The sequence below is a fragment of the Collinsella sp. SGI.241 genome (assembly GCF_050312955.1).
Lineage (GTDB): Bacteria > Actinomycetota > Coriobacteriia > Coriobacteriales > Coriobacteriaceae > Collinsella.
Genome location: NZ_JBNPKM010000018.1, coordinates 1 through 18046 on the forward strand (window position 1 = coordinate 1; position 18046 = coordinate 18046).

13 protein-coding genes and 1 tRNA gene are annotated in these 18046 nt (G+C 59.4%); 8 read left to right on the top strand and 6 right to left on the bottom strand.

Annotation, left to right across the window (positions count from 1 at the left end; all coding sequences use genetic code 11):
- The first annotated feature begins 130 nt into the window (after nucleotides 1-130).
- Genes acpS through tsaD form a run of 6 tightly spaced genes read left to right on the top strand, consistent with a single transcriptional unit; the run spans nucleotide 131 to nucleotide 6954 of the window.
- On the top strand, nucleotides 131-670 hold the full coding sequence (gene acpS / locus ACQQ92_RS07825; RefSeq protein WP_427728961.1) for a holo-ACP synthase: 540 nt from the start codon (nucleotides 131-133) through the stop codon (nucleotides 668-670).
- Entirely contained in the window at nucleotides 671-2287 is a 1617-nt protein-coding gene (locus ACQQ92_RS07830; protein ID WP_427728959.1) for an NAD(P)H-hydrate dehydratase, read from the top strand.
- A gap of 2 nt (nucleotides 2288-2289) precedes the next feature.
- Complete coding sequence (gene alr / locus ACQQ92_RS07835; RefSeq protein WP_154515162.1) at nucleotides 2290-3435, top strand: alanine racemase; 1146 nt, start codon at nucleotides 2290-2292, stop codon at nucleotides 3433-3435.
- An 8-nt stretch (nucleotides 3436-3443) separates the two neighbouring features.
- Nucleotides 3444-4064, top strand: coding sequence for a uracil-DNA glycosylase (locus ACQQ92_RS07840; protein WP_427794390.1), 621 nt, complete (start codon nucleotides 3444-3446; stop codon nucleotides 4062-4064).
- 12 nt (nucleotides 4065-4076) lie between these two features.
- Nucleotides 4077-4583 (top strand): tRNA (adenosine(37)-N6)-threonylcarbamoyltransferase complex ATPase subunit type 1 TsaE, encoded by a 507-nt coding sequence (tsaE, locus tag ACQQ92_RS07845; RefSeq protein WP_427719841.1) that lies wholly within the window; start codon nucleotides 4077-4079, stop codon nucleotides 4581-4583.
- On the top strand, nucleotides 4570-6954 hold the full coding sequence (tsaD, locus tag ACQQ92_RS07850) for a tRNA (adenosine(37)-N6)-threonylcarbamoyltransferase complex transferase subunit TsaD (protein WP_427796192.1): 2385 nt from the start codon (nucleotides 4570-4572) through the stop codon (nucleotides 6952-6954). Before tsaE ends, tsaD begins: the two co-directional genes overlap by 14 nt.
- A 249-nt stretch (nucleotides 6955-7203) precedes the next feature.
- Here the strand turns inward: tsaD and ACQQ92_RS07855 are convergent, their stop codons facing one another.
- Together ACQQ92_RS07855 and ACQQ92_RS07860 are read right to left on the bottom strand one after the other, a co-directional pair.
- A complete protein-coding gene (locus ACQQ92_RS07855) occupies nucleotides 7204-7611 on the bottom strand; it encodes a type II toxin-antitoxin system RelE/ParE family toxin (protein ID WP_370513640.1) in 408 nt (135 codons plus the stop codon).
- The gene (locus ACQQ92_RS07860) at nucleotides 7502-7918 is read right to left on the bottom strand and encodes a type II toxin-antitoxin system Phd/YefM family antitoxin (protein ID WP_427748363.1); all 417 of its coding nucleotides are present in this window, start codon (nucleotides 7916-7918) and stop codon (nucleotides 7502-7504) included. Before ACQQ92_RS07860 ends, ACQQ92_RS07855 begins: the two co-directional genes overlap by 110 nt.
- A 453-nt stretch (nucleotides 7919-8371) precedes the next feature.
- Here ACQQ92_RS07860 and ACQQ92_RS07865 point away from each other — a divergent pair, with 453 nt between their 5' ends.
- Nucleotides 8372-10261: a carbon starvation CstA family protein gene (locus ACQQ92_RS07865; RefSeq protein WP_427796193.1), complete on the top strand. Its 1890-nt coding sequence runs from the start codon at nucleotides 8372-8374 to the stop codon at nucleotides 10259-10261.
- A gap of 182 nt (nucleotides 10262-10443) precedes the next feature.
- Nucleotides 10444-12606, top strand: a complete 2163-nt coding sequence (locus ACQQ92_RS07870; RefSeq protein WP_427796194.1) for a hypothetical protein — start codon at nucleotides 10444-10446, stop codon at nucleotides 12604-12606.
- A gap of 592 nt (nucleotides 12607-13198) precedes the next feature.
- Here ACQQ92_RS07870 and ACQQ92_RS07875 read toward each other — a convergent pair.
- The 4 genes from ACQQ92_RS07875 to ACQQ92_RS07890 form a co-directional block, all read right to left on the bottom strand.
- Nucleotides 13199-13273 (bottom strand) — tRNA-Gln (locus ACQQ92_RS07875).
- 38 nt (nucleotides 13274-13311) lie between these two features.
- Nucleotides 13312-14217 (bottom strand): peptidoglycan-binding domain-containing protein, encoded by a 906-nt coding sequence (locus tag ACQQ92_RS07880; RefSeq protein WP_195838517.1) that lies wholly within the window; start codon nucleotides 14215-14217, stop codon nucleotides 13312-13314.
- Between the two features lie 138 nt (nucleotides 14218-14355).
- On the bottom strand, nucleotides 14356-15369 hold the full coding sequence (locus ACQQ92_RS07885; protein ID WP_427796195.1) for a polyprenyl synthetase family protein: 1014 nt from the start codon (nucleotides 15367-15369) through the stop codon (nucleotides 14356-14358).
- 128 nt (nucleotides 15370-15497) lie between these two features.
- On the bottom strand, nucleotides 15498-17951 hold the full coding sequence (locus ACQQ92_RS07890) for a PTS transporter subunit EIIC (RefSeq protein ID WP_427796196.1): 2454 nt from the start codon (nucleotides 17949-17951) through the stop codon (nucleotides 15498-15500).
- Between the last annotated feature and the right edge of the window lie 95 nt (nucleotides 17952-18046).

Genomic DNA, 18046 nt, shown 5'->3' on the forward strand with positions numbered 1-18046 from the left:
ATCGCGGCCTCCCCCTTTTTCGTTTCTCAGGCAATTTGTCTCACATAGTAGCTGTGTTTTATAACCCTCGTTTGTCGCATCTTCTTTGAACGGGCTACAATATCGTAGTCTGTGTAGCATGGAGGTGAACATGGCTGAAGCTGGTATCGGCGTTGATATCGTCGAGATTTCCCGAATGAAATCAATCCTTGAGAAGACGCCCTCGTTTGCCCGGCGCGTGTTTACCGATGAAGAGCGTGCGTATTGCGATGCGTCGTCTCGCCCTGCCGCTCATTATGCCAGCCGCTTTGCCTCTCGCGAAGCGGTACTTAAGGCACTTGGAACGGGGTTTAGTCAGGGCGTTGGACGTAAGGACGTTTCCGTAACACGCGATAGGCTCGGCAAGCCAAAGGCTCTGCTTTCTGGTCGCGCTCTCGAAATCGCCCAGGATTTGGGTGTTGTCGAGGTTGCTCTTTCTATTACCCTTACGGGTGACTTGGCTGTCGCTAATGCCATTGCGATCACCGAGGATGCTCGACCTAAGCCTAAGGAAGAAAAAATGAGCACCAAGGAGCGCGTTGCCCAGACATTTAAAGAGGCTCGTTCTGTATTGGATGAGCTTGAACAGCTGCAACAATCTGCTTTGTCGGAGCATTTGATCGATGATCCGCAAGATACGCAAGGAGCATAGATGAAACCGGTTTTGAGTACCGAGGAAGTCGTTCGCCTCGAGGATATCATCGAGCGCGAGGGCACCTCGAAGGCCGAGCTCATGGAGTTGGCAGGTGAATTTGCCGCCAACGAGATTTTAAAGCTCAACCCTGATCGCGTTCTTGTGCTGGTCGGCTTTGGCAACAATGGCGGTGATGGTTGGGTCGCTGCGGATATCCTGACCCATAAGGGCGTTGATGTTGATATCGTTTCTCCAGTTGAGCCGGATGAGATTCCTGCTGCCCTTGCTCGTCACGTTGCCCGTCGCACCGCCGGTCGCGACGTTCATGTGTGCGTTGGGCCTTCGCGAGACGAGCTAGAGGTTCTCATTAACAAAGCGGATGTCGTGGTCGATGCTATTTTTGGTACCGGTTTTCACGGCAACCTTCGTGCGCCGTTTTCTATTTGGATTCCTACGGTTAACGAGTGCGCCGATCACGTTGTTTCTATCGATGTTCCCTCGGGCCTGAATGCCGAGACGGGCGTTGTGGATGACGACTGCATCCGTGCCGAGCGTACCGTGACGATGATTGCCCCTAAGATCGGCCTCTACAGCGCTGACGGTCCGGAGTATGCTGGCGACCTGGTGTGTGGCGGTCTGTACGACCGCCTCGACGAAGTCATCGATGATGTCGATCATGCTGCCGAGATCGTTGAGCCCGGTGATCTGGTGGACTACTTTGCCCCGCTGCCCACGAATATCGATAAGTATTCGCGCGGCTCCGCGCTCATCGTTGCCGGGTCGGCACAATATCCTGGTGCCGCCATCATGGCCGCAAAGTCTGCCGCTCGTGCTGGTGCCGGTTATGTGGCCGTTGCGACGCCCGATGCGTGCGCCAACCTTATTCGTATGGCGCTCCCGTCGATTCCCGTTTTCGCCATTCCGTCTGATTCCCGTGGATCTTTTGGTGCCGCTGCGCGTATGACAGTGTGCGAGATTGCTAAGAAGTACAGCTGCGTTGTGTGCGGTCCTGGCATGACGACGTCTGCCGGATCGATGCAAGTCGTTTCGGGCCTGCTTGAGCTCGATGTGCCGCTTATCCTAGATGCAGATGCGCTCAACTGCCTTGCCAAGATTGCAATCGACGGCATCGACAGTAATCCCGAGATGTACCGTCGCGAGCAGCCGCTCGTTATGACGCCGCATTATCGCGAGCTTTCGCGTCTCGTTGCCGGCGACGAGGTCAATGATCTTGGCACTGCGATTGCCGCTGCTCAAAAGATTGTCTGGGCTGCCGGTTCCGATAATCTCGTTGTTATCGCTAAGGGCCCGACGACGGCCATTTGCGGCGTCGAGCGCGTGCTGCTGCCGCTTTCGGGCCCAGCGTCGTTGGCGACCGCTGGCTCGGGTGATGTCCTCGCAGGTATCCTTGCAGGAACGCTTGCGACCATGCGTGACGAGATGGACCGTTGGGAGCTGCTGTACTCGTATGCCGTCGCACTCCACAGCTATGCCGGCTTTGCTGCGGCGACGGAGTATGGCGAGAAGAGCGTTATCGCGACCGATCTTATCGACTTGATCGGTCCCGCCATGGAATTGGCGGCAAAGGATGCGCTCGATGATCTGGGAATCATGGACGAAGGGTCGGATGACTAATCATGAATAAAGCCGATTTGACGCGTTGGTCCTGGGTCGAGATCGACCGCGGGGCGCTCCGCCGCAATACGAGGGCCTATAAGAACTTGCTAGATCCGCGTCAGCGCCTGTGCTGCGTGGTTAAAGCCGATGCTTATGGTCATGGAGCCGTCGAGTGCGCCAAGATCATGTATTCGGCCGGTGCCGACATGTTTGCCGTGGCGACGGTCAGCGAGGGTATTGAGTTGCGCCAGGGCGGAATCACCAAGCCCATCTTGATTCTAAGCGAGCCTCCCATCGAGGCTATTCCTTCATTGCTCGAGTTCGATATCATGCCCTCGGTCTATACGTCCGATTTTGCCCTTGCGTATGGCGAATGTGCCGTCGCGGCGGGCAAGGTGGGCAAGTATCATCTTGCCATCGAGACAGGTATGAACCGCATCGGCGTTCACTACACGCAGGTGCTCGACTTTGTCCGCGGTATTAATTTCCATCGCGGTATTCAGTGCGACGGCGTATTTACGCACTTTGCCACGGCCGACGAACCATCGGGTTGGGACTACAAGCTGCAGTGCCAGCGCTTTACCGAGGCCGTTCAGGCCATTAAGGATGCGGGTTTTGAGTGCGGTATCGTGCACTGTGCCAACACGCCGTCCTCGATGCTCGACCCCTCGATGCATTTTGATATGATTCGCGCTGGCGTTGGCTTGTATGGCATGCAGCCGTGCGAGCTGAGCGGCCGCGTGATGCAGCTTGATCCCGTTATGAGCGTTCATGCGCGCGTGACGCGCGTGGCGCATCCTGCGATGGGCGAGGGCGTAGGCTACGGTTTTACCTACCGCGTACCGCGCACACGCGTTCAGATCTGCACACTGCCGATCGGATATGCCGACGGCCTTTCGCGCACGCTTTCCAATCGTATGGACGTGCTGTATCGCGGTGAGCGCGTGCGTCAGGTCGGAAATATCTGCATGGATCAGTTTATGGTTGCCATTCAGTCCAACCCGGCTCACGAGATTCCCGAGGCCGAACATGGCGACGAGATGATAATTATCGGTCGCGATGGCGATGCCGAGATTACCATGGATGAGATGGCGCGCCTGCGCGGCACGATTAACTACGAGGTCGCCTGCGGCTTTGGCATGCGTCTCGACAAGGTCTACGTGTAGGGGCCGCTATGGGCGTTATGCACATCCCCGGCCATAGCCATCAGGCGCCGCGCGAAGTTGCACTCGAGGAGATCGAGGCCGTCCTGGGTGATTGCCACCTTTGCCAGCTTTACCAGTCGCGCCACAATATCGTGTTTGGGGTGGGAAACCCCCGCGCTCGCGTGATGTTTATTGGTGAAGCGCCGGGCCGTAACGAGGATTTACAGGGCGAGCCCTTTGTGGGGGCGGCGGGTGAAGACCTCAACGGCATTCTGTCCCTGGCGGGCCTTAAGCGTGAAGATGTCTATATCGCCAATGTGCTTAAATGTCGCCCGCCGGGAAACCGCAATCCGCGTCCCGAGGAAGTACTTGCTTGCTCACCGTTTTTGCGCGAGCAGATTCGAAGCATTTGGCCCGATATCATCGTGACGCTCGGTAATCCCGCAACGCACTTTGTGCTCAAGACCGAGATTGGCATTACCAAGCTGCGCGGCAGGTTCCATCAGATGGGGCACTTTGTGGTGATGCCGACGTTTCATCCCGCGGCGGCGCTGCGCAATCCGGCGTGGCAGGAGTTGCTGGAGGAAGACTTTAAGATGCTGGGCGACTATCTGGTGCGACACCCCGCGCCAGAGGGCGCCTCGGAATAATAAGGAGCGTATATGTCCCTGGAGCGCCTGGGGCTAGGTACCTACAAAACGGCTCGTACTGCCGATACGGAGCATTTTGGCGAGTTGGTCGCACCGTGTCTAGAAAATGGCGATGTGCTGATACTGACCGGCGGCTTGGGCGTGGGAAAGACCCACTTTACCAAGGGCGTTTCGCGCGGCTTGGGCGACGGGCATATGGTCACGAGTCCTACGTTCGCGCTCATGGCCGTTCACGACCAGGGGCGTATTCCGCTGTTCCATTTTGATCTGTACCGCTTGGAGCATGCCTACGAGCTCGAGGATACGGGCATTTTTGACGTGCTCGGCTATGAGGGCGCTTGCCTGTTGGAATGGGGCGAGCAGTTTCAGGACGAGCTGACGGATGAGTATCTCTCGGTGACGCTTAGGCGCGATGAGGACGATAGCGACGTGCGAACGATCGCGCTCGAGGCGCACGGCGAGCGCGCGACGGAGCTTTTCGATTTGATTGATAAGGCTGTTCAAGATGAGCTTGCATAACGACAACGCGCTGGTAGTGGCGCTCGATACTTCGACCGACATGCTTGCCTGCGCGGCAAGCTGGATTGATGAGCAGACGGGCGAGGCGAAGCTGGTGAGCGGGGACCATCTGTGTCGTCGCCATGCCAACGTGGAACTTGTGAATACTGTCGATGGCGTGTTGGCGCAGGCCGGGCTGAATCGCGGCGATGTCGGCTGTTATGTGGTTGGACGCGGCCCGGGTTCGTTTACGGGCGTTCGCATTGGCATCTCGACCGCTAAGGGTCTGGCGCGCGGTGCCAACGTGCCGTTGCTGGGCGTGTCGACACTTGACGCTTGCGCCTGGACGGCGTGGAAGGCTGGCGTGCGCGGCAAGCTTGGTGTTCTTGCCGACGCCATGCGTGGCGAGGTGTATCCGGCTCTGTACGTGCTGGGGGACGAAGGTCCCGAGCGTCTGTTTGAGCGCGAACACGTGGTCAAAGCCGCCGTGGCGCTTGATGAGTGGCGCCAGGCCGCGGACTGGAGCCAGGTTAAGCTGACTGGTGACGGTCTCGTACGTTATGGCAAGCTGCTGAGTGAGGACGAGACTGCGCGCTGCGTGGAGCGAGACCTGTGGTGGCCCTCGGGCGAGGGCCTTCTGATGGCGCACGCCGCGGGCGACGGTAATCCGGCTCGCGTATTGCCGATCTACACGCGTCTTTCGGATGCCGAGGAAAATGAGCGCAAGCGCCTTGGGCTTGCCGAGAGCGCCCAGAGCGAGATTACGGGTGTTGCCGACGAGCTCGCCGGCCGCCATCTGCAGTTCCGTCCCATGGGCGCGGCGGATGCCGAGGGCGCGAGCGCATTGGAGGCCGCCTGCTTTGAAGGCGCCGGACACGAGGCGTGGACGCCGGGCATGTTCCTGTCCGAGCTGGGCGAGGGCGTTGCCGCTCCGCGTAGCTGGTGGGTGGCGCACGACGACGGTCAGCTGCTGGGACTTGCCGGCGGCATGGTCGTCGACGGTGACGTTCAGATTATGGACGTCGCGGTTGATCCTGCTCATCGTCGCGAGGGCATTGCCCGCAAGCTGCTGTCGCACGTGAGCTATGACGCCCAGATGCTCGGCTGCACCACTGCTTCGCTTGAGGTTGAGGACGGCAACGAGGGTGCGATTGCGCTCTATAGCGCCTTGGGTTTTGCCGAGGCGGGTCGTCGCCGTGGCTACTACGGCGTCGGCAAGGACGCCATCGTCATGACGGCGTCGCTGCCCCTGGTGCTTCCTCTCGACAATGCCTCGCCCGAGCCAACGGCTGCCGAGCAGCGCGTCTGGCCGCTGCCTGAGCCCGAGCGCACCGCCGAGGAGCGTGCCGAAATCGAGCGCCGTCGCCTAGTTCTTGCCATCGAGAGCTCTTGCGATGAGACGGCTGTTGCGATTATCGATGCGGACGGCAATATGCTGGCCAACCAGGTGTCGACGCAGATTGATTTTCATGCTCGCTTTGGCGGCGTGGTGCCCGAGATCGCCTCGCGCAAGCATGTCGAGGTGATTGTGAGTGTCGTAGACGCGGCGCTTGAAGATGCCGCGGTATCGCTTGGCCTTGAGGGTGGAGCGATTGCGCCAAGTGAGCTTGCCGCCGTGGGTGTGACGCAAGGCCCAGGCCTGGTGGGTGCCCTGGTGGTGGGCGTCGCCTTTGCCAAGGGCTTTGCGTATGCTGCCGGTAAACCGCTCGTGTGCGTCAATCATCTGGAGGGTCACCTGTTCGCCAACCTGCTGGCGCAGCCCGACCTTAAGCCGCCGTTTATCTTTACGCTTGTCTCGGGTGGGCACACCATGCTCGTGCACGTAAAGGCATGGGGCGACTACGAGGTGCTTGGCGAGACGCTGGACGACGCCGTGGGCGAAGCCTTCGACAAGGTTGCCAAGGCGCTGGGCCTGGGCTATCCCGGCGGCCCCATCATCTCCAAGCTCGCCGAGACGGGCAATCCCCGCGCGATCGATTTTCCCCGTGCGCTTAACAGCAGGGGAGACTACCGCTTCTCGCTTTCGGGCCTCAAGACGGCGGTGACGCTCTATATTGAGCAGGAGACCAAGGCTGGGCGCACGATTCACCTGCCCGACCTTGCGGCTTCGTTTGAGGCGGCGGTCTTTGACGTGCAGTACAAGAAGGCCAAGAACGCGCTGCACGCCACCGGGTGCAAGGAGTATTGCATCGGTGGCGGCGTCTCGGCCAACCCGCATCTGCGCGAGATGATGATTAAGAAACTCGGGCGTCAGGGGATTCGCGTAACGGTGCCGCCTCTCTCGGCCTGTACTGACAACGCCGCCATGATTGCGGAGGTCGCTCGCCGCAAATTCGACCGAGGTGAAATCTCGCCGTTCGACGTCGACGCCGATCCAAACATGACGCTGTAGTCGTATGGGCGCGGTCTCCGACCGGAGGGGACGGATATAAGGTTTCCTGCTCTACAGTCCTGCGCAAGACGAAGGCCACATTAAGTGGCCTTCTTTGCGTGCGGAACTCGCGATAAACCTTATATCCGGCCCCTCCGGTCGGGAACCTTTCTGTATCGATGCAGCTACTGAGCTGGATCGGCGTCGACAACGTCCGGCAAGGTTAGCCAGCCTGCGTCGAATTTACGGCGTGCATTAGCTGAAAGAAACCTACCTGATAATCGACTCAATATCTCGGCTTTTATATAGCAGTCGGCGGACTTCCATGACGTCGTCGATGACGACATAAAAAACCATGTAGTTGCCAACGTAGAAGCGGTAATACGGGTGCAACCGTCTTCTTGTCGAAGGGTATGTTGGTGACATGGTTGGATTCTTGAGATGCTCGAGTATGCCTGCTTCAACATTGTCGACAAGCCTATTTGCTGCAGCGGGGTTATTGAGATCAAAGGCGATATATGACGCTGCTTGGCTGAGGTCCTCCCAAAATAGGGGAAGATAGCGGAGCTTATAGTGCCTGTTCATCGAGACCGCCGTCGAGCATTTTTCTGACAGAGCCAAAGACATCGTCGTGTGTATAGCGAAGTTGCATGCTGGCAGCCTGACGATCAGCGGCATCAAGTGCGCTCTCGATTGTATTGCTCAGTGACTTGTACTGCTCAAAGCTCATGACGACCATAGAGCCCCGCCCGTTTTTAGTTAGAAAAACCGGACCCTCCTGTTCGACTTCGCGCTCAACATCCGGGTAGTGATTTCTAAGATCTGAGACTGGCCTAATATTCACAGCTACCTCCTGAGCTATCAGGATATTATCGTAATTATGATAACAGAGTTGAGATTTGGGATGGGAACTCCTCGGGGGCGGGGCGGGCGCCTGCCGCCATATATGAACTTTATCGCGAGTTCCGCACGAACAGGAGGCCACTTAATGTGGCCTCCGTCGTGAGCAGGACTGTCCGAGCAGGAAAGTTCATATGTGGCGGCAGGCGCCCGCCCCGCCCCCGAGGAGCATCTCTCAAGCAAAAACTGTCGTTGGGTAAAGTCCGAGGTCAGTGACGTTTTATACCGAGAAATTCAAATAAAGTTGAAAATTCATTACATATTTGCGTTGACTTTAGGCAACTAAAGTTTCATACTCCTTTTCATCCACTGGGGGATGTGAACACGCACGGATCGTTCGCATCATGATTGAAGAGGATTTCTTAGACATGTTCACGCATCAGCTAAACATTATCAGCGTAGTAATTATCTGATGCGGGTTAGCACATACAGCTAGCCCGTACGATAACGGGCGGCTGATGAAGATGAGGGCCGTCGAGCGCAACCGACGGCCCTCATTTTTTATGTCTAGGAAGTTCTTTTTAGAGGAGGAAATGTAATGAACGGAGTTTTGCTCATGGTTGTGGCCGCGGCGGTGCTCGCCTGTGGCTATCTGGGCTACGGCCGCTGGCTGGCTAACAAGTGGGGCGTTGATAAAGAGGCCCTCACGCCTGCCAAGCGCATGAAGGACGGCAAGAGCTTCTCGCCCGTCTCCGCCTTCACCGCGTTCTCGCATCAGTTCAGCTCGATCTGCGGTGCTGGCCCTGTTACGGGTACGATCGTCGCCATGGCCTTCGGCTGGCTGCCCGTCGTGCTCTGGGTCCTCGTCGGCGGCATCTTCTTTGGCGCCGTTCACGACTTTGGCGCCCTGTACGCTTCGATGAAGAACAACGGCAAGTCCTTGGCTCAGCTCATCGAGAAGTACATCGGCAAGACCGGCCGTCGCCTGTTCCTGCTGTTCTGCTGGCTGTTCTGCATCATCGTCATCGCCGCTTTTACCGACATGGTCTGCAAGACGTTCATGTTCACCCCGGTCGTTGACGCCTCTGGCGCTGCCACCGGTGCCATCGACTTCACCAAGTCCTATGCCGCTGGCTGCGCTGGCACCATCTCCATCCTGTTCACCTTCGTCGCCATGGCCTTTGGTTGGGCTCAGAAGAAGTTCAACCTCACCGGCGCTGCCGAGTTCGTCACCGGCGTGGTGCTCATGGTCCTCATGTTCGCCGTCGGTATGCAGTTCCCGGTTTACCTGGACAAGTTCCAGTGGTTCGCCGTCGTCATGGTCTACCTGGTCTTTGCCGGTGCCATGCCCATCCAGATGCTCAAGACCCCTCGCGACTACCTCACTTCCATCATGATGATCGTCATGATTGTCTGTGCTGTCCTCGGCATCGTCGTCCTGGGCGTTAACGGCCAGGCCGCCATCACTGCTCCGGTTTTCACCGGCTTTAGCAATGCCTCGGGCATGATGTTCCCGGTCCTGTTTGTCTCCGTTGCCTGCGGCGCTCTCTCCGGTTTCCACAGCCTCGTTTCTTCGGGCACCTCTTCCAAGCAGGTCGAGAAGGAGCAGGACGCCGTCAAGGTCGGTTTTGGCGCCATGATCGTCGAGTCCTTCGTCGGCATCCTCGCCATCATCGTCGCCGGCATCATGTTCTCCGACATGAACACTGCCGGTACCGGCGCCCTCAACGCCGGCGTCGCTTCCACCCCGTTCCAGATCTTCGCTGCTGGCATTTCTCGCGGTATGCAGGCCTTCGGCGTTGACGGCACGCTTGCTACCGTCTTTATGACCATGAACGTCTCCGCTCTGGCCCTGACCTCGCTCGACGCCGTCGCCCGCATCGCCCGCACCTCGTTCTCCGAGTTCTTTGCCCAGACCAACGACGCCCTGGCCATCGAGTCCAAGGCCGGTTACATGAAGGTCCTCGGCAACCCCTGGTTCGCCACGGTTGTCACCCTGCTCCCCGGCCTCGCCCTCGCCTTTGGCGGCTATGCCAACATCTGGCCGCTCTTTGGTGCTTCCAACCAGCTGCTCGGCGGTATGACCATGATCACCCTTGCCGTGTTCTGCAAGTGCACCGGCCGCAAGGGCTGGATGCTCTACGTGCCCGTCGCCTTCCTGCTCTGCTGCACCTTTACCTCGCTGGTCCAGAGCGCCATGGGCTGCATGACCGCCGTCCAGGCCTACGGCTTCTTCGGTACCATCCCGGCTACCGCCACCACGGCCGCCGTCTCCGTCGCCGCCACCAAGGGTCTGCAGCTCGTCTTTGCCGTCCTGCTGATGGTCCTGGGCCTCATCGTTGCCGTCAACTGCCTCAAGGAGTTCTTCGGCAAGGAGGCCGGTTCCATGCCCGACGAGGAGCCCGAGTGGTCCGAGATGGGCAAGGCCGAGTATGGTCGCGCTGCTGCTGCCGAGGCTCCCGCAAACGCCGAGGCCGCCAAGGCCTAATCGACCTAACGGATTGAACGTCACATCTATATGACTCGGAAAGGCCGGGTCCGCAACTGCGCGGACTCGGCCTTTTTCCATGCAAAAGCTAGTGTGCCCGGGTGTTCTCGCAGATGTTTTGCGTGGATAGGGGCGTGCGTTGTACCATATAGACGTATATGTGTACATATGAAAGGGGCCCCGTGGCCAAGACGGTATATTCCGATAACCAAAACAACGTCGATGCCCTGGCTGAGCGTCTGAGCAGCCAGACGTCGCTTTCTGCCGAGCGTGCCAAGCTGGTTGCCTACGACCTGCTCTGCCGCAAGGCGCTCAAGATCAAGTCGAGCGCGCTGGCACAGATTTTCCGTTCCGTCGATAAGGAATGTGACACCAAGGCGATGCGCGATGAACTTATCGCGGCAAAGATCGTTACCAAGATCGAGGGCAGCGGCGTTAACGGGCGCCCAGCGTTCTATACCATTAATGCCGAGATTCGCGATGTCCAGGAGCAGCCTGCCGAGGCTGCCGAAGAGGCCGTCGAGGACGTTGTCGATGCGCCTGTTGCGGTGGAAACGGCTCCGCGCGAGAACGTCGACACCGATGAGCTGCTTGACGAGAGCGTCGTTCGCGCCTTTACGGCCAAGGCGGGCCGCGGCGGTTTTGGCGGGGGCGGCAAGCGCGATGCGCAGCGCCGTGCCCAGCAGGAGCGCTTCCGTCGCGCTGTGGCTCAAAAGGATGCGACGGATGTCGAGCCCGTCGAGGATGAGGCTGTTACCGAGCCGCAGTGCGCCGCTGAGGTCCAGGAGCCTAAGCGTCGCCGCGGGGCTCACTTTAAGGCCGAGCAGGGAGGTGTTGTGTGCGACGTTCAGGAGTCCGTCGAGGCTGCTGGTGCACCCGAGGAGCCCGTCAAGAAGGCTCCGGGTTCATGCCGTCCCGGACGCGGCTTTATGGGTCGTGCGTATCCCGCAAGGCGTCAAGAAAAGACCGACCAGGCTCCCGCTGCACCAGCGGAGAAGGCTGAGAAGGCTGCCGAGCCGATGGTCCGTGAGCAGAAGCCTGTTGAGCCGCGGCCTGCGGGCGATGTCGAGCCCCGAGGCCAGCAGTCTGCGGGCGAGAAAGCGGGGGAGAGCGCTTCGAGCAAGCCTCGCCGTCGTCGTCATCGTGGCGGCCGTGGCTCAAATGCCGAATCCGTGGCCGAGCAGGCAGCGGGGCAAAACAAGGATGCTAAGGCTGAGATCCCGGCGGAGCAGCCCAAGCGCCAGCCAGTAAAGGGGGGCAAGCCTGAGCGTTCGCAAATGGGCTCGTCCGCGCCAAAGCAAGAGCGCAATACTCGGACAGATTCCAAGTGCAAATCCCAGACGCAGCCCAAACCGACTGCAAACGATGCGACCGCCCAGCAGCCTGAGCCGCCCGCTCATGGCGAGGTTTCGGCGTTTGCTCTGGCCCGTGTCCTGGGCAGGCAGCTGCTCAAGGTCGTTCCCACACCTGCTGCACTCTCCAATATTAAGGAGCAACAGACTCAAATCGTTAAGGTTGAGGGCAAGGACGGCAAAAAGGTTTCGCAGCGCACTCAGCACAACGAGATGTCCAACCGCAAGATTACCGAGGAGATTGCGACCATCCAGGCTTGGATTGAGCAGAATCGCGGTGCCGACACGCCGGTCGCTTCGCGTCGCCAGCGCGCCTACCAGATTTTTAACGATGAGAAGGCCTTTGACGGTAAACACGGCGAGCGCTTGATTCGGCGTATGACCGAAAAGGGCATCAGCATGCAGGCGATTAAGGTCGCCCCCAACCGCCCCGTGCACTTTACGGGCTTCTTTACGCTGGGCGCCGACAAGCCGTTCATTATGGTCGAGAACCTAGACACCTATGACGAGATCGTCAAGCTCCTGCGCGGCCGCAAGCACGCTAAGCTCTTTGGCACCAAGGTGGGTGGCGTGATCTTTGGCGGCGGCTGCAAGGCGAGCGTCTCGCACGCACTGGATGATTATCTGGCCGAGATCGGCTATCGCTTTAACTATGTCTACTACGTGGGCGATATCGACCGAGAGGGTGCGCGCATCGTCGAGCAGGCCCGCAATGCCAATGTGGTTGAGATTCGCTTGCATGCCGGCATGTACCGTGCCATGCTCGCCGAGCACAAGCGTCGCGTGAAAGCTGGCGGCGAGTGCGAGCCTGCGGCTGTCAATCAGGGTGTGCCGCAGAATTTGGCGGCGACGATCAAGGATCTGCCTATGGTCACGCGCGTGCAGTTCCGCAATGTGCTGCGCGAGGGCGGTCGCATTCCGCAGGAGATTCTGATGACCGCCGACTATCGGGATGGCGACTCGGGAAGCTTCGACCGCATGCTGAACAATTAGGGGCGCGTGGCCCCGGCGGGCCATTTTGTAGATGGCGGCTCGCTTTTCGGAACGGGACTGATATTTTCTAGATGTAAGGCGCTCTTGGTCCTTTCGGGCTTGGGGCGTCTGTCTTTTGAGGGTGGATGAGCCGGTACTTGGTGGCGTTCCTTTAGTGCCGGCACTTTGGGAACGTCCCCAAGTGCCGGTTGAGATACGGAGAGCCCGTTGTTGATATGGGACGGAGGGATTCCGCGTCCGCCTGCCGGCGGCCGCGCCCCGCTGCGTCGCCCCGCTCCTTGCGTGCTGCGCTGGAAAACGCTTCGCGTTTCCTCAGCTCCGCACCCTTGCGGGTTCGAATCCCTCCGCATGCCCACAAGAAAGCGCCCCGGGCTGATGAAAGCCCGGGGCGCTCAGTTACCTTGGCTGGGACGGAGGGATTCCGCGTCCGCCTTCCGGCGGCCGCGCCCCGCTGCGTCGCTCCGCTCCTTGCGTGCTGCGCTGGAAAACGCTTCGCGTTTCCTCAGCTCCGCACCCTTGCGGGTTCGAATCCCTCCGCATGCCCACAAGAAAGCGCCCCGGGCTGATGAAAGCCCGGGGCGCTCAGTTACCTTGGCTGGGACGGAGGGATTCGAACCCCCAACAGCCGGCACCAAAAACCGGAGTTCTACCGTTGAACTACGTCCCAATGTGTGGTGCTGCCCAAAAGCAGCTCGTCTAGTTTACCTAATCTGCGAGGGCATCGCAAACGCCATCGAGCAGGCGTACGGCGAGTGTCTGTGCATCGCTTGCGGTGAAGGTTCCGTTGTAGCGCGTCATGCCCGTGAGCTCAATGCGGATACGTGCAGGCTTTTGTTGCGCGGCGATATTGGCAGTGCGGATGCGCTGCGCCAGGTTGTGACATTCGGCAAGGGCGATCGTGGCGCGCGGCGCTGCATCTGCGGGCAGCTCATCGCTTGCGATTTCGAGTACCAGGTCCACGTCGGTCGGAACCTCGGAATCGCAAAGCATCATGCCGCTGTTGTCGGTCGTCGCCGTGGCGATGTTCCACATGCGCGATGCAACGCTGCGTGCGATGGGGTCCTCACCGATAACGGCAATCTGGAAGCGCTCGAGCACGTTGGCGGCGCGGGCAAAGCCGATGCGCGACTCGGCCTCGGTAACCGAGGGTTTGCCCTCCCACACGTGATGCAGACGGTTGATATAGGCGTAGGTATCCTGGAATGCCATGCCGTCGGCAAACAGGCCGACATTTTCTTGGAACTGCTGCAAGGCCGCCTCGGTGTGCGGGCCAAAGTAGCCGTCGTCCTCACCGCAGGCAAAACCCAAAACGTTGAGTGCCCTCTGCAGGGCCCGAACGTCGGCACCATGGAAATTGGGCATGCGCAGATAAAGCGTGCGGTCGCCCAGCTTATACGAGGCGTCTACCAGGGCGCTCCAACAGGGGATATCGACGGCGTAGCCAGCGGCAAGGCCGCTGTCGAGCCTAAAGGTACCAACAGCCTGCTCGGTGGTGGTGCCAAAGCGCTTGTCGGCGACCTCGGCGTCATCGATTGTATAGCCGAGCTGCAGAAGGCGGGACTGGACGTCCTCGACGGCTGCTCCCTGCATGCCCGTTGTGATAGGTTCCATGAACGAACCCCTTTCGGCGTACCATTCGTACTATTTGAGCGTGTGTCGGATAGACAACGCAAAGGGTTGCATAAACATGCACTCAACAGTGTAGCAAGTTGTACCCAAATGCGCTGCTGACAGGTTTTGTAACCCCCGCTAGTTAAGGCGCTCCACAAAGAAATCTGCCATGGAGTCGAACAGCTCGCGTGCATGCGGGTCGAGCTCGACACCTTCGATAGCGGCCTTGGCCTTGGCAGTCAGGTTGAGTGCGTAAGTGTGGGCGAAATCGACAGAGCCGGTCTGCTGGAAGATCTCCACGGCGCGTGCGAGTTGCACGGGGTCCTCGGTGCCCGAGGAAAGGATTGCCTCGACTTCGTCGTGATAACGTTCGTCTGACAGGGCATGCACGGCGACGAGCGTGCGCTTGCCCTCTGTGATATCGGTGCGGAAGTCCTTGTTGGCGGCCTCCTTGGTGCCAATAAGGTTGAGCAGATCATCTTGGATCTGAAAGGCAAGGCCCGTGTGCAGGCCAAAGGCGCGCAGCGCCTCAATCTGGTCTTCGCTGCCGCCACCGATAATGGCTCCGGCGGCAAGTGGCGTGGCTCCGCTGTAGTACGCGGTCTTGTGCGTCGCCATGTCCAGATAATCGTCGACCGAGATGTCAAAGCGCCCATCGCGGACCCAGCCCAGGTCGAGCGCCTGACCCTCGATGGTGCGAACGATCATCTCGGTGAGCTCGTGGAGCACGCGGAGCTTCACGTCTGCCTCGAGCGTGGGGTCGTCGAGAACCGTCTTGGTAACCATGGTGAGCGCTAGGTCGCCGCAGTTGATGGCAAGTCCCGTACCCTCGGTAAGGTGCATACAGGGCTTGCCGCGGCGCAGCTGGCCGTTGTCGGCGATGTCGTCATGGATAAGCGCTCCCGACTGAAAGTGCTCGATGGCCGCCGCCGCGCTTCGGGCGCTCTCAAAGCTGCCGCCTACCGCGGTGGCGGCGAGCATGCAGATGAGCGGGCGGTGGCGCTTGCCGGCATTGGCCGTAAATGCCGAGAGCGGCGCGTACAGGTAGCGCTCGATATCGGCAGAGGTCGCCTGTCCGTCAAAGAACGTGGCCAGATAGTCGTTAATCTGGTCAAAATGCTGGGCTAAAAAGCTGGTAAACGGACTGGACACGGGTTCTCGCATTCTTTCTTAGGTTGCATCGTTGCGTTATGCAGACAACATATTGCCACATTAGGGCATCGAGCGCGGCGGTTGAAGACGATTGAGCCATGTTGTCGCAAATGCGGCAAGAGGCGCGGCTAGATAAGTCCAAAGTGCTCGAGCGCGGTGACGACGCCGTCGTGGTCGAAGCTGTCGGTGACGTAGTCGGCCTTTTCCTTGAGGAAGTCCGGCGCGTTGCCCATGGCGACGCCAACATCGACCGCCTCCATGAGGGCGATGTCGTTGCTTGCGTCGCCGATGCCGTACACAGTGCCGTGATCTGGCCCCAGGGCGTCAAGCACGGCCTTGATTCCGGCCCGTTTGGTGCACTCGCGAGGCGAGATTTCCGTGACCTCGAGTTCGAGCTCGTTGAGGCAGAGCAGAGGCCCAAGCTCTTCATCTTGGGCGATGCGGTTGGCGAGCGGTGTGGACATAAGAATTTTATAAGCGTTGTAGTGCTTGAGTTGCGTGACGGCGTCGCCCACGGTGCGCGCGTATCCGTACGTCTCGGGGGCATCTGCGCTCATGCGCACGACGCGATCGATGCCCTCAAAGCGAATGACCTCACCCGATTGTTCGAGATAGGGGGCGAGGCGCTGTAGCAGACCGGGGTTTATGGCCGCATTTCGTACGATGCGCCCCTCGAGTTCGGCGTAGCCGCCCGCGAGACATACGATGCCCGCCCACGGCAGCTCGAGCAGCTTGGGATGGATGCAGCTGAGGGTGCGCCCCGTGCAGATAAAGGCTTTGTTGCCGTTGGCGACAAACGTGCGAATTGCCTGTGCAACCGTTTCGTTGGGATAGGGGGAAAGGTCTCGCTCGCCCTCGGGGAGCTCTTGGGCAAGTTTGGGATCTTGCCAGGCAAGCGTACCGTCGATGTCGAAGAAGCAGATATTGCCATGCTTTTTGGCGTCATCGGCGGCATGAGAAAGCGGGGTGGCAAATGCAAAACCCGGTTCGAGTCCCATAATCTGATCAAAGTGCTCTTTGACGCGGGGGACCGAGACGCCGATGATTACCTGGGCAGTCTTGCCGGTGACGATGAGGCCTTTGGCGCCCGCTGCGACAAAGGTTGCGTTGTCCGCGACGATAGAAGGGTCCGCGACTTCGACGCGCAGCCGCGTGGCGCAGTTGGTTGCGCCCACAATGTTGGAGACGCCGCCCAGAAGCGCCACAACCTGCTCGGCGAGCAGACGATCTTGTGATGCCTGGCAGTCGGAAGCGCCGGCTTCGGATAAGCGCTTTTCGTCAACGTCGTTTCCCGTCAAGCGCGAGAGCGCCGTGTTGCTGGCAATGTAGTCCTCGCGTCCCGGGGTTTTAAGGTCAAAGGTCAGGATAAGACCTCGAAAGCTCAGGAAGAAGATGACGCTAAAGACGAGTCCGATTCCGAGTGCCAAAAGGTAGGAGCCGGCATGCGTCCGCATGAGCGGGATAAAGTTGAAGGCAGCCATCTCCATAAGGCCACCCGAGAAGATGCCGACGACGCCAAAGAAGTTCATGGCCATGGCAAGGCAGGAGGATAGGACGGCGTAGAGCAAAAAGAGTCCGGGATAGGTGAACATAAAGAGAAACTCGAGCGGCTCGGTGACGCCGCAGACCATCGAGGCGACGATGGCGGGCAGAAGGATGGTCTTGAGGCTGGCACGGCGTTCGGGCTTGGCCGTGGTGTAGAACGCTACGGCGATGGCGGGAAGACCAAAGAGCTTGACCCAACCGGTGGCGGTGAAACCAGCCCAGGGCGCTAGCTCGTTGAGGGGGCGCGTGCTATGCGAGAGGATGGGAAGCAAGTTGGTCCACGTGGCGTAGATGCCATCGGTAATAACCAGATTGTCGTAGTAGATTGGCATGTAGAGCAGGTGATGCAGCCCTACGGGCTCGAGTGCTCGCTCTAAAAACACGAAGGCGCCCACGCCGAAGGGACCGACGCCCGTAAGTGCATGGCGCAGTGTTTCGGTCATTGTGTATACGATGGGCACGATGGCGGCCGAGATAGCGGCAAGGGCGAATACGGCAAAAAAGCTAATGAGGTAGACCAGCGAGGAGCCCGAGAAAGTACCGAGCCAATCGGGAACCTTGGCATCGTAGAAGCGGTCATGGATGGCGACGACGGTGGCCGATACCGCCAGTGGGCCGATAATGCCGGTGTCGAGCGTCTTGATGCCGTCGATGACGGTGATGCCGCTGGCGGAGGTCAAAGACGACGGGTACTTAAGTCCAAGGTTGTCGCCGCTCAGCTTAATGATCTCGCTTAAAAAGAAGCAATAGGCAAAATAGGCCACGAGTGCCTCGAAGCAGCAGCGCGCCGGTTGCTTTTGGGCAAGGCCGATGGGTAGCGCTACGGCAAAAAGCAGCGGAAGGCGTTTAAAGACCGTCCACGAGCCGCGCTGGATGATAGCCCAAAAAACATACCAAGGGGTTCCGTATACGGCGAGGTCGCCGACGATGTCCGCAGACGTTGCGAGGGCGGAGACGCCGACCATAAGGCCCGATATGGAAAACAGCATGGCGGGCGCGAACATTGCCCCGCCAAAGCGTTGGATTTTCTGCAGCATAATATGCCTTCCGGATGCAACATGCTGTGCGAGCAAGAACGTTTAAACAATGAACTCATTGTAGAGGACTGGCTGCTTGCCGCATTGACGGTTTT